The organism is Lampropedia cohaerens, assembly GCF_001005215.1.
In the GTDB taxonomy this organism is placed as follows: Bacteria; Pseudomonadota; Gammaproteobacteria; order Burkholderiales; family Burkholderiaceae_C; genus Lampropedia; species Lampropedia cohaerens.
Window position 1 is genome coordinate 33068 of the sequence record NZ_LBNQ01000037.1, and the last position, 11995, is coordinate 45062.

13 protein-coding genes are annotated in these 11995 nt (G+C 65.1%); 11 read left to right on the forward strand and 2 right to left on the reverse strand.

All coding sequences use genetic code 11. The features are described from left to right. Positions 1-62 precede the first annotated feature (62 nt). Positions 63-731 carry a FadR/GntR family transcriptional regulator gene (locus AAV94_RS12135; RefSeq protein WP_046742563.1) on the reverse strand — a complete coding sequence of 223 codons (669 nt, stop codon included), beginning with the start codon at positions 729-731 and terminating at the stop codon, positions 63-65. Positions 732-962: 231 nt separating this feature from the next. Between AAV94_RS12135 and AAV94_RS12140 the strand changes: the two genes are divergently transcribed. The 11 genes from AAV94_RS12140 to AAV94_RS12195 all read left to right on the forward strand — a co-directional run bounded on the left by AAV94_RS12140 (position 963) and on the right by AAV94_RS12195 (position 11671). Next, entirely contained in the window at positions 963-1895 is a 933-nt protein-coding gene (locus tag AAV94_RS12140) for a LysR family transcriptional regulator (RefSeq protein ID WP_046742481.1), read from the forward strand. Between the two features lie 416 nt (positions 1896-2311). Next, the gene (locus AAV94_RS12150) at positions 2312-3268 is read left to right on the forward strand and encodes an isopenicillin N synthase family dioxygenase (protein ID WP_046742483.1); all 957 of its coding nucleotides are present in this window, start codon (positions 2312-2314) and stop codon (positions 3266-3268) included. Further along, a complete protein-coding gene (locus AAV94_RS12155) occupies positions 3261-4157 on the forward strand; it encodes an alpha/beta fold hydrolase (protein WP_084824910.1) in 897 nt (298 codons plus the stop codon). The genes AAV94_RS12150 and AAV94_RS12155 overlap by 8 nt, the downstream gene beginning before the upstream one ends. A gap of 43 nt (positions 4158-4200) precedes the next feature. After that, positions 4201-5193, forward strand: coding sequence for an ABC transporter substrate-binding protein (locus AAV94_RS12160; protein ID WP_046742484.1), 993 nt, complete (start codon positions 4201-4203; stop codon positions 5191-5193). Between the two features lie 59 nt (positions 5194-5252). Further along, positions 5253-6026: an ABC transporter ATP-binding protein gene (locus tag AAV94_RS12165; RefSeq protein ID WP_046742485.1), complete on the forward strand. Its 774-nt coding sequence runs from the start codon at positions 5253-5255 to the stop codon at positions 6024-6026. A 7-nt stretch (positions 6027-6033) separates the two neighbouring features. Further along, complete coding sequence (locus AAV94_RS12170) at positions 6034-6864, forward strand: ABC transporter permease (protein WP_231731389.1); 831 nt, start codon at positions 6034-6036, stop codon at positions 6862-6864. Positions 6865-6931: 67 nt separating this feature from the next. Then, positions 6932-7450 (forward strand): nucleoside deaminase, encoded by a 519-nt coding sequence (locus tag AAV94_RS12175; protein ID WP_046742486.1) that lies wholly within the window; start codon positions 6932-6934, stop codon positions 7448-7450. A 17-nt stretch (positions 7451-7467) separates the two neighbouring features. Beyond that, the gene (locus tag AAV94_RS12180; RefSeq protein WP_046742487.1) at positions 7468-8259 is read left to right on the forward strand and encodes an FAD binding domain-containing protein; all 792 of its coding nucleotides are present in this window, start codon (positions 7468-7470) and stop codon (positions 8257-8259) included. Next, positions 8259-10544: a xanthine dehydrogenase family protein molybdopterin-binding subunit gene (locus tag AAV94_RS12185; protein WP_084824911.1), complete on the forward strand. Its 2286-nt coding sequence runs from the start codon at positions 8259-8261 to the stop codon at positions 10542-10544. The genes AAV94_RS12180 and AAV94_RS12185 overlap by 1 nt, the downstream gene beginning before the upstream one ends. Then, a complete protein-coding gene (locus AAV94_RS12190; protein ID WP_046742488.1) occupies positions 10534-11058 on the forward strand; it encodes a (2Fe-2S)-binding protein in 525 nt (174 codons plus the stop codon). Before AAV94_RS12185 ends, AAV94_RS12190 begins: the two co-directional genes overlap by 11 nt. 7 nt (positions 11059-11065) lie before the next feature. After that, complete coding sequence (locus AAV94_RS12195; RefSeq protein ID WP_231731404.1) at positions 11066-11671, forward strand: nucleotidyltransferase family protein; 606 nt, start codon at positions 11066-11068, stop codon at positions 11669-11671. Between the two features lie 31 nt (positions 11672-11702). Here AAV94_RS12195 and AAV94_RS12200 read toward each other — a convergent pair whose 3' ends face one another. Next, entirely contained in the window at positions 11703-11975 is a 273-nt protein-coding gene (locus tag AAV94_RS12200) for an oxidative damage protection protein (protein WP_046742489.1), read from the reverse strand. Between the last annotated feature and the right edge of the window lie 20 nt (positions 11976-11995).

Genomic DNA, 11995 nt, shown 5'->3' on the forward strand with positions numbered 1-11995 from the left:
ATGTGGTTGACGAAGTTTGAAGGTGCCAGCGTCCGTGGTATGCAGGACTGAGCAGAAGATGTCTAGCGTTCCTCGGCGGAACTGACATCCTCGCTATGCGCAAAGTGTTCTAGCAGTGCCTGCTGCATGCCCTCAAGTGACTGCTCGCGCAGTGCCTGAACGATCTTGCGATGCTGGGCAGTGGCCTTGGCGTTGTGGGCGGAGTTTGACTTGCCGATTTCGAGGTAGTAGATCAGCGTCGGCGACATCACCCTGTAGAGCTGACTGAAGACTTCATTGCCGGCGGCATGTAGCAGCGCCGCGTGAAAGTCATGGTCCGCCTGCGCAGCTTCGTGCATCGTCATGGCCGTATCCATGCGCGCGTTCGCTGCGTCCATTGCGGCGATGTCCTTTTCGCAGGCATGAAGCAGTACATCAGGAAGGCATCCATATTCGACGATGCGACGAAAGCGCAATACGTCACGCAAGGTCTTCCGGGTGGTGCCGAATGCATCGTTGAGCAAATGGAACATCGGCTCGAAAGACGGCTCGCGCACGCGCGCGCCGCGCTGGGTCTTCTCAACGAGTTGGTAGGCTTCAAGAAAAATCATGGCTTCGCGCACTGTGTTGCGGCCTACCTGAAAGCGCTCGGCCAGTTCTCGCTCGGTGGGCAGCACATCGCCAGGCTTGTAGCTGCCTTGGATGTCTTTCTTGAGGGTATCGAGAACGTGTTGAACAGCAGAAGTACGCATGATGGTTGCTTGGTCCAACAATTGGGCCAAATATGTTTCGCGAAATATATGACAGAGCCGTCAATTCCTGATGAGGGGTATCCCTAGGTCTGATTTACTGTGGCACCGACGCTGCTTGGAAGGCGGCAGTGCATAGCGCGGTGGGCAGGATGGGCAATGCGGACGCTGGGCTCGCCAATGGGCGCTCATAACCTGTTGCGGGTATGGCATGGCCTGTGCTGCTGCAACACCATGCATCTTCACTCGCGCGCCATCATCTACTTTGACATGATTCGCCGCTGCGGCTCGATCCGCGAAGCGGCGCGGCGACTGCACGTGTCGTCTTCCGCAGTCAACCGCCAGCTGTTGCAGCTGGAAGAGGAGTTGCAGGCACCGTTGTTCGATCGGTTGCCGACCGGGCTGCAGCTCACGCCCGCCGGGGAGGTTTTTTCCCGCCATGTATTGACGGTGCTGCAGGACCAGCACCGCCTGGCGTCCGAACTGGGGCTGCTGCGCGGTGTGCACCGCGGCTCGGTTAGCGTCGCCGCGGTCGAGGGACTCAACGCCGACATCCTGCCGCTCGCCATGCGGCAGATGCACCAGCGCCATCCTGGCATCACCATGCGTGTGCAGACCTGCGGATCCACGCAGGTGGTGCAGGCGCTGATTGCGGGCGAGGCGGATGTGGGCATTGGCTTTGCCATCGAGCGCCACGAACATATCCGGCAATGCGCGCTGCGCAGCTTCGGCCTGGGCGCCGTGGTACCGGGTGCGCATCCGCTGGCTGGCCGTGCCCGCGTAACATTTGCCGATTGCGCCGCCTATCCGTTGATTCTGCCGACGCCGGCGCTGTCGATCTGGGCACTGCTGCAGCCGGTCATGCGCCACTTTAAGGGCCGTGTGCATGTCGGCGTGGAGGTCTCCTCGGTGGAACTCGGCAAGAACCTCGCGGCCCAGGGCCTGGGTGTGTTCTTTCAAAGCCGCATTGGGCTGGAGCGTGACATTGCCGAGGGCGTGCTGGCACACGTGCCGCTGGATGCACCGCAGGCCATGCTGTCCGAACTGGGCGTCTACGTGCGCGCCGGCCGTGCGCTCTCACCCGCGCTGGACGCGTTTCTGCAAATTCTGCTGCAGGTGATCGAGCGCTATCCGCAGCCTGCCGATCCAGAGGCCGTCCTGCCCTGAACGGCGCCCCGGTTGGGGCGGTCGCCCCCGTCCATCGGGCGCAGTGCACCGGGGCATTGCCTCACAGCAAGGCGCGCCTCGGCGCTGTCCCATGCCAACAATGCTGTGACCGCGCCTGATCTAAGAACCTGTTTACGATCTTTTCATGCGCCGCGTCCTCCCGCCAAGCGCCTTGCACGCGCGGCGATGCAGCGGCAGCGCACTGTAGGAAGCGATCGTCAACGAGCTCCTCGATATTCTGGTGCATGCACTGGAAAAGTGCATAGTGCAATTACGGTTTTGGTGCGAAGGGCTGCTGTGCACATTTTGGCATCGCCCATGGCGAAAAAAACTGCTATTCAGCGCAGCGGCGGATTCCTACACTGCACGGACATTACAGCTGCATTGCCTGCTCGCCTCCTGTTTCCATTTTTGCCATGTCCAGCCCTTCCTGCCTCCCAGTTATTGATGTCGCTGCATTGCATGATGGCAGCCTTGCCGAGCGTCGTGCCGTGGCCGAGCAGTTGGGCCGCGCTTGCGAGCAGCATGGCTTTTTCTATATCGTCAATCACGGGGTGGATGCGGCGCTGATCGATGCGGTGTTTGCGGCCAGTCGCCGCTTTTTTGCCCTGGATTTTCCGGTCAAGGCAGCGCTGGACAAGCGGCACTCCCGCTGCAATCGTGGCTATGAGCCGCTACGAGCCCAGACGCTGGAGGCCGGCGCCGCGCCGGATCTGAAAGAGAGCTTTTATATCGGCGCAGAGGTGCCGGGGGACGACCCGCGCGTGCTCGCCGGGCGTTTCAACACTGGGCCCAACCAGTGGCCTGTGCAACTGCCCGCATTCCGCGCCGTGATGCAGGACTACTATGCCCAGGCCTACGCACTGGGCGTGCGTCTGATCCGCGGCTTCGCCCTGTCGCTGCAGCTGCGTGAAGACTACTTTGACGCCTACCTCGATGATGCGGCTGCGACGCTGCGCTTGCTGCACTACCCGCCACAGCCGGCCAACCCAGCGCCCGGTGAGAAGGGCTGCGGCGCACACACCGATTTCGGTGGGTTGACGCTGCTGCTGCAGGATGCCGCAGGCGGACTGCAGGTATGGGATGCGCAGGCCGGCGGCTGGATCGACGCACCCCCGATTGCTGGCGCCTACGTCGTGAACATTGGCGACCTGATGGCGCGCTGGACGAACGATCGATACGTTTCCACGCTGCATCGCGTCATTAATCATTCGGGCGGTGCACGCTACTCCGTGCCATTTTTCTTCACGGGCAATCCCCTGCACGAGATTGCCTGCATCCCTTCCTGCCTGCGGCCCGGTGAGCAGCCCAGGTATCCTGTCGTGACGGTTGAGCAGCATCAAAGAGACTGCTATCAGCGTACCTATGGCTGAGTGCGCGCCCCTGGCTGGAACTGGCCCGATTCCGGTGCGGCACATCGTGCTGATTCACGGCGCCTGGCAGGGCAGCTGGGCGTTTGCGGCCTGGCAGCCGCTGCTGCGTGCTGCGGGCTGGCAGGTGCATGCGGTGGACTTGCCAGGCAATGCGGTGCCGGCCTTTCAGCCGTGGCCCGGAGGTTCATCGCCGGATCTATGCGACTACACCGAGCACGTCCTGCAACTGCTGAACCGGCTGGATGGGCCGGCGGTTCTGGTCGGCCACAGCGGCGGTGGCATCACCGCCGCGCAGGTGGCTCAAGCGCGCCCGGACGCGGTCGCCGCCCTGGTGTTTCTGGCGGGCATGATGCTGCCTGACGGCATGGACTTTGCCGCGTTGATTGACGCGTGCAGGCAGGCCCATCCGCACTTTGCCTATACCGGGGTCGGCCCGCTGTTGCAGTGGGATGCCAACGGCAGCGCCAGCCGCGTGCCGGTTGCCGTGGCCCGCGAAATATTCCTGCATGACTGCCCACCGGCGCTGGCCGCTCAGGCGCAGGCGCGACTGGTGTGGCAGCCGGAAAGTGGCCGTGCCATGCGCAATCGCCTGACGGCGTCGCGCTACGGCCGTGTTCCCCGTATCTATGTCGAGTGTCTGCGTGACCGCTCCGTGCTGCACGTGCTGCAGCGGCACATGCAGCAGCTCTCGCCGGGCGCGCTGCGCGTCACGCTCGATTGCGGGCATGTCCCGCAGCTGGCTTGCCCGCAGTTGCTGACGCAGCGCCTGACCGATGCACTGGTACGCGTTCAGGTGCAGGCGCGTCGCGACGATGGCATGCCCCTTGCTGTATGTACGCAAGGGCGAGCATTGCCGGGCGCGCAGAGTTCCTCCCACCCCTTGCCATGACCGTCGAGCGCGGTTGCTTGTTTTGACTCCAGGAGAATTTCCCATGACCTTGCGCCCCTTGTTCGCTTCCCTGATGCTGGCCTGCGCCAGCCTAGCCGGTGCCGCTGCACAGGCTGCCGACAAGCTGACCGTCCAGCTCGACTGGCTGCCCGGCGGCGACAAGGCGTTCGTCTATTCGGGCATCGAGCAGGGCTTTTTCGAGGAGGAGGCCCTGGATGTGACCGTGTTGACCGGTCGAGGCTCGTCCGATGCCGTCACCAAGATCGCCACCGGCACTGCCGATGTCGGCTTTGCGGGCATCTCCGCGCTGATGATGGCCGCAGCCGAGGGCGAGGTGCCGGTCAAGGCTGTGCTGTCGCTGTATTCCAAGCAGCCTGATGCGCTTTTTACCCGTGCCGGCAGCGGCATCGCTTCCCTCAAGGATATGGAAGGCAAGACGGTGGCGATGCCGACCTTCTCGTCGTCCAATGCGCTGTGGCCGGTCGTGCTGCAAAAGAACGGCGTCGATGGTGACAAGATTCGCGTCATCAAGACCGATCCGTCAACCATGGCGCCGATGCTCGCGCAGGGGCGGGTGGATGCCACCATCAATTGGGTCACCGTCGCGCCGGCTTTTCGCCAGGTGCTGGGTCAGGCCAAGCAGGAGCTGGCCGTGCTGCCCTGGAGTGACTTCGGCCTGGACGGATACGGCTGGTCGGCCATGGCCAGCACCCGTTTGATTGACGAGCAGCCTGAGGTACTGCAGCGCTATCTGCGCGCCCTGCGCAAATCCGTGGCGTTCGCCATTGCCAATCCGCAGCAAGCCGCCAAGGACCTGCAGGCGCACGTACCGGAGGCCAACGTCGAGGTGGTGCAGGCCGAGTTCGAGGCCTCTATCCCGCTGCTGCAAAACGAGGTCAGCGAGCAGTTCGGCTTCGGCACTTTCGATCCGGCCTTGCTGAAAGCCACCTGGGACTGGGTGGCCGCATCCATGAACTATGCGGCTGACAAATTGGATCCGGAAACGTTGGTCGAGCGCGGTTTTGCCGCGCCCTGAGGCGCAGGGCAGGCCCGGCGCCGCCCGATTCTGCATTGGAACCACCCGCGAGCTACTTCATGGAACATGTGATCGACCTGGATGCGGTCGGACAGGTCTTTGCTGCCAGTGACGGCGGCAGCGTCACCGCGTTGCAGGATGTGCAACTGCACTTGCGCAGAAACGAGTTCGTCTCGCTGATCGGCCCATCGGGCTGCGGCAAATCGACCATTCTGCGGCTGATTGCCGGACTGCTGAGGCCGACTTCGGGCCTGATACGTATCTTCGACACGCCGGTGACGGAGCCGCGCGATGAGATCGGTATGGTGTTTCAGAAGCCCACGCTGCTGCCGTGGCTGACGGTGCTGGACAACATCACTTTCCCGATGAAGCACAAGTACGGGCGCGTCACGGTGCAAGAGCATGCGCGTGCGCGAGAGCTGTTACGCATGGTGGGCCTGACGGACTTTGGCCACAAGCGCCCCGGCGAACTCTCCGGAGGCATGCAGCAGCGCGTGGCCATTGCGCGTTCGCTGCTGCATGACCCTGACATCTTGCTGATGGACGAGCCGTTTTCCGCACTCGACGCACTCACGCGCGACGAGATGAGCTTCGAATTGCTGCGCATTTGGAGCGAGCGGCCCAAGACGGTGGTGTTCGTAACCCACTCGATCCAGGAAGCGCTGCTGCTGTCTGACCGCATCGTCGTGATGAGCGCGCGCCCCGGCAAGGTAGACGATGTCATTGACGTGCCATTGCCGCGTCCTCGGGACATGGCGACCCTGGCCGATCCGCTTTTTACCGAGATGGCTAACGCGATTCGTGTGCAGGTATTCAGCCGCGCGCCAGCCTGAGGACACCATGCCCACTCCATCTTCCCCTTCTGCAACAGCTCCGGAGACGCCAGGCGGCGTGCCGCAGCCGGGAGCGCTGCGCGCCCTGGTTGGCCGCAATGCGTCGCTGCTGGTGTTCCTGCTGGTATTGCTCGCCTGGGAACTGGCCTGCCGGTTGGCCACCATTCCGGAGTACGTGCTGCCTGCGCCAAGCGCGATTGCCCATGCGGCTACGGCACTGACGCCGTCGCGCTGGCTGGAGCATGCCATGGCGACACTGCAGGTGGCGCTCGGCGGCTATCTGGTGGCCATTGCGCTGGCGCTGCCGCTGGCGATCACGATCACCCGTTCCGCCTTGCTCTCGCGCATCATCATGCCGTGGCTGGTGGTCATCCAGTCCACCCCCATCGTGGCGATCGCGCCCATCATCGTCGTCACGCTCGGGGCGGGATGGCTGCCGCGCATTGTCATCACCACGCTGATCGCGTTCTTTCCGCTGGTAGTGTCCACGGCGCTGGGGCTGTCCTCGGTGCCCGCCGAGCTGATTGAGCTTTCGCGCTCGCTGCGAGCCAGCACCTCGCGCCAGTACTGGCAGATTCGCATGCCGTATGCCGTGCCTTATCTGTTTTCCGCGCTCAAGGTGTCGATCACGCTGGCCATCGTCGGCGCGGTGGTGGCCGAGTTCGTGGCGGCGGAAAAGGGGCTGGGTTACCTGATCCTGTATGCCACATCGTCCTTTCAGGTACCGGTGGCGTTTGCGGCGTTGGTGTTGCTGGTGCTCAGCAGCCTAGTGCTGTACGGCCTGGTTCGCTGGCTGCAGCAGCGCCTGTTTCCCTGGAGCCAGGGGACCCAGGCCTGATGCCCGTCGATGCCCGTTGTTGCCCAAACCGCAGCGCCGCTGTGGCCTTTCTCCTTGCCTTGCAGTCATGACTCACGCCCAGATTCCTCTGTCTCCTCCGTGCACGGCGCCTACCTCGGCGCAGATCCAGCGTCATCTGCGCCGCGCTGGCGAGGTTGCGCAGCGCGCCGTCTCGCTGGGGCGGCATCCGTTCGGGGCCATTCTTGTGGCGCCCGACCATGAGACAGTGCTGCTGGAGCAGTGCAACATCGATACCGTCAACCACGCGGAATCGACGCTGGCGCGCATTGCTGCGCTCAACTACAGCGCAAGCTATCTGTGGGAATGCACGCTCTACACCACGGTGGAGCCGTGCTGCATGTGCGCTGGTACGGTGTACTGGGCCAACATCGGCCGTGTGGTGTTCGGCATGACCGAGCATGCATTGCTGGCCTGTACCGGTGCGCATGGCGAGAATCCTACGATGAGCGTCGCTTCGCGCTATGTGTTCGATCATGGCCAGAAGCCGGTCGAGCTCATCGGCCCGGTGGCGGCGCTGCAGGATGAAATCCAGGCCCAGCATCAGGCTTTCTGGGCCGGACGCTGAGTGCGGGCGTCGCGGCCATGCGCCTGATTCGTCCACCCTCGCCGCAGCAGGCCCAGCAGCTGGCCGACAGGCTGGGCCCGCTGGCGCGCTATCTGGCCGGCGCGACCGTGGTGCAGCAGGAGTGGCCCGAGCCGCGCCTTGCACCGACGCAGACCACGTTCATCGATGTGATGGGCTGGCCACAGACGCAGCAGATCACGCTCGCGGAGCAGGGCCTGCGTGTGGGGGCCGCGGCGCGGCTGGAGACGGTGCGCTGCCACAGCCTGGTACGCCATCACGCGCCGCTGCTGTGCGAGGCGCTTTCGCAATTGGGTGCGCCGGGTGTGCGCAGGCTGGGGACACTCGGCGGCAACGTGGGCTGGGGCGAGGGCGATTGTGGCCCGGTCCTGCTCGCGCTGGACGCGCAGGTCGAACTGGCCGATGGTGTGGTACTGCCGCTTGAAGCGCTCGCGCAGCGAGCGTCCAGACCGTTGATGGTCGCGTTCTGGTTGCCGCGCGCCGACAGGAGGGCGCTTGGCCGCTGCGTGTTCGAGAAGGTGGGGTACCGCGCGGCATTCTCGCCCGCGCGCATTCGTCTGGCGCTGCGTTGGAGTCCGGGGGACGCGCAGATCGTACGGGTGGCCGCGGCAGCACCGGGCACGCCGTTGCATCGCCTGCACGCGGTGGAAACAGCGCTGGCGCGCCAGGCGGTGACACCGCCCGATCTGCAAACAATCCGGGCGGCCTGCCGCATTACGCTGCCTGCGGATCTGGCGTTGATTGCCAGCCGTCTGATTGCCGGGCATCACGGCTGTCTGGAGGGAGTCTGATGGCCCTTGCATTCGATGCGCCGCATCGCATCGTGCCTCTGCACGAGGCGCAACTGGACCGCCGACCCGACGTACAGGCCAAGCTGGGCGGTACGCCGGGCTATCTGACCGACCGTGTCGCCACGGGCCAGCTGCGCGGCTTGGTGCTGGGCAGTCCATGGCCGCATGCCCGTATCCTTCGCATCGATACCCGCGTCGCCCGCGCCATGCCAGGGGTGCACGCGGTGGTGACACATGCGGACATTCCCTCTCAGGCCTACTATGGCCTGCGCAAGGTGGACCGTCCGGTGCTGTGCGACGACAAGGTGCGCTATGTGGGCGATGCCGTGGCGGCAGTGGCCGCAATTGATCTGGAGACGGCACGCGCAGCGTTGCGAGCCATCGTGGTGGACTATGCGCCCCTGCCCGTCGTGGACGATCCCGACGCGGCGCTGGCGCATGATCTGCCGGAAGCCTGCCATGTACATCCGCAGGGCAATCTGTTGCATCAGGCAACCTACCGCCGTGGCGACATGCAGGCCGCGCGAGCGCGTGCGGTGCACGTGGTTGAGCATGTCTATACCACGCCGCGCCAGCTGCATGCCTATCTGGAGACGGAAGGCGGTGTGGCCGAGCCCGACGGGCGCGGTGGCTTGCGGCTGTTCTTTGGCGGGCACAACCCGGCGCGGGAATGCCGGGTCGTTGCCGACATGCTCGGCCTGGCGCCGACGCAGGTGCAGGCCACCGGCTCACCGGTGGGCGGCTCCTACGGTGGCAAGGACGAGCTAACCATTCAGCCGATTGCCGCGTTGCTGGCGTGGAAGGCGCAGCGCCCGGTACGTCTGCATCTGACGCGGCCCCAATCCGTGGATTTTGGCGTCAAGCGCCATCCGATGCGCATCCGCATGCGCACCGGTTGCGATGCACAGGGCCGACTCTGTTTTCACCAGGTGGACATTCTTGCCGACACCGGTGCCTATGCCACCCACGGGCCAGAAGTGCTGGATGCGGCGCTGGAGCACGCGCCGGGCCCGTATCGCTACGACGCCGTGGACCTGCGTGCGCGCCTGGCCTATACCAACAACGGGGTTGCCGGTGCGTTCAGGGGCTTTGGCGCGGTGCAGGTGCAGTATGCGCTGGAGCAGCAGATCGCCCAGCTGGCCGCGCTGGTGGGCCTGGATGAGGCCGAACTGCGTGCCCGCAACCTTGCCGAGCCAACGGCACCGGGTCCTCTCGGGCAGGCGGTGGTGCCATTCGATGGCGCGCAGCGCGCTCTGGACGTGGCGCGCCAGCATCCGCTGTGGCTGGGGCCGCACCGCTGGCGCAGCGAAGCTGGTCGCTACCTGCATGGAGTCGGGCTGGCGCTGGTGCATCGCAGCGACGGCTTCGGCAAGGGCGGACCCGGCGATAGCCGCATGGTATTGGCGCTGGCTGCCGACGGCCAGATTGAACTGCGTTGCGGCTTCACGGAGCTGGGTCAAAACCTTGCCGGCAGCATGCGCAACGTCTGCGCGCGGCATCTGGGCTGTGCGGAGGAGGACGTGCGTGCAGTGCTGGGGGACACCGCCTGTACACCAGACTCCGGGCCCGTGGCGGCCTCGCGCGCCACCACGCTGGCGTGGCGGGCCGTGGTGCGGGCGCGTAAGCCATGGTTCCACGCCATGACGGCAGCGGCAGCGCGGCTGCTACGATGTCCGCCTCAAGCGCTGCACCCGGGGCGTGGAGGCATGTTTCGCGACGGCCAGTGTGTGCTGTCTTACGCCGAACTCGCGGCAGGCACGGGCGATGCACGGCCGTGCATTGCCATCGAGCTGCCGGCTGAAGATCCAGCGGGCAATGCACCAGACACCCATTTCGTGTTCGGCGCCTGTGCGGCCTTGGCACAGGTGCGCGTCGACTGCTGGAGTGGCGCCGTAGGCGTCGAGCGCATGGTGATGTGCGCCGCGCTGGGACCGGTCGTTTCCGTACAGGGCCTACTCGGACAGATGGAAGGAGGTGCCGTCATGGGCATGGGGCTATGCACGCAGGAGTCGCTGGAGTGCATTGGGGGCCACTACACTGCGCGCAATCTGGATGCCTACTTCATCCCTACATTTGCCGATGCGCCGCAGATGGAAGTGCTGGCCATCGAGAACCTGCCTGCAGGCGATCCCATCGGGCCACGCGGGGCAGGCGAGATCAGCGTCAACGTCGCCGTGCCAGCAGTGGCCAATGCACTGGCGCAGGCGCTGCAGCGCCCGGTCACGCGCCTGCCCGTGTTTCCCGCTGATGTGATTGCCATGCTGGAGCGCGACAATGCCATCTGAGCGTGCCGCTGCGCGGCAGACCGAGACGCAAGACGTGACCGCGATCGTGCTGAAGTTCTCACTCAACGGCAGCGTCGTCAGCGTGCGCTGTCGTCCCGACACCCGTCTGCTGACGCTGCTACGCGAGCACTGGCAGCTGTTGGGCGCCAAGCCAGGGTGCGAGGTAGGCCGCTGCGGCGCCTGCATGGTGTGGTTCAATGGCGCGCCGGCCAACGCCTGCCTGCTGATGGCCTACCAGCTACAGGGCCAGTCGGTGCAGACCATTGAGTTGCTTCGCGAGACGGCCCAGGCCCGGCCAGTGATGCGGGCGATGGACGCATGCGGTGCCGTGCAGTGCGGCTACTGCACGGCCGGCATGGTGGTGCATCTGACCTGGCTGCACCAGCAGCGGCCACAGCCATCGCGCGCGGACGTGGAGGCGCAGATGTGTGGCAATCTGTGCCGCTGCACAGGCTATGGTGGAATTCGCCGCGCCATCGCGGCATTGTTTCCTGCCGAGGCGGCGCACAAGTGAACGTCCAATGAATGTCCAATACGAACCGGACATGCAAGCGCATGCAACGGACGTGGTTGTGCTGGTGCTGGCGGGTGGGCAGGGCTGCCGGTTTCGCGCCGCAGGCGGGCAGGGCCACAAACTGGACGCGGTGGTGGCAGGGCGCACATTGCTGGAGACCACGCTTGCGCAGGTCGCCGCCAGCGGTCTGCCCTGGCGGCTGGTTTGCCCTGCGCACGATAGCCCCAGCATGGGCGATACGATTGTGCGTGGCGTGCAGGTCACTGCCGAGGCGGCGGGGTGGCTCATTCTGCCCGGCGACATGCCGTTGGTGCAGCCCGGCAGCCTTCGCACCGTGGCCCGAGCTTTGCAGGCGAAGGTCGCGCCGGTGGTGGTGCCGAGCTACCTTGGCCAGCGTGGCCATCCGGTTGGCTTTGCTGCAGCGTATCGTCAGGCCTTGCTGTGCCTGCACGGCGCAGGCGGTGCACGCAGTGTCGCCGCACGGGCAGAGGCACAGGGGCAGATGGTGGTGCTGCCGCTGCAGGATGCCGGGGTGGTGTTTGACGTGGATACGCCCGAAGATCTGGCCTTGGCCGAAGTGCGGCTGCGCACGGTTGGCGCGCAGCACCAGTGAGAAGACGCTGGGCGAGCCAGCCAGACGCCCGTTATGCGCTGGGAGGCACGTAGCCTTGCGCCGCGTCAGCGCCACTGCCGAAGAAGTGCTGCTCCATCTGGCGCGCCAGGTACTGGCGGGCACGTGCGTCGGCAAGGTTCAGGCGGTTTTCGTTGACCAGCATGGTCTGGTGGCGCAGCCATGCGGCCCAGGCTTCCTTGCTGACGTTTTCGTAGATACGTTTGCCCAACTCTCCCGGGTATGGAGGGAAATCCAGACCTTCGGCCTCGACTCCTAGTTTGACGCAGTGGACCATGCGGGCCATGTGAGATGCTCCTTGCAATG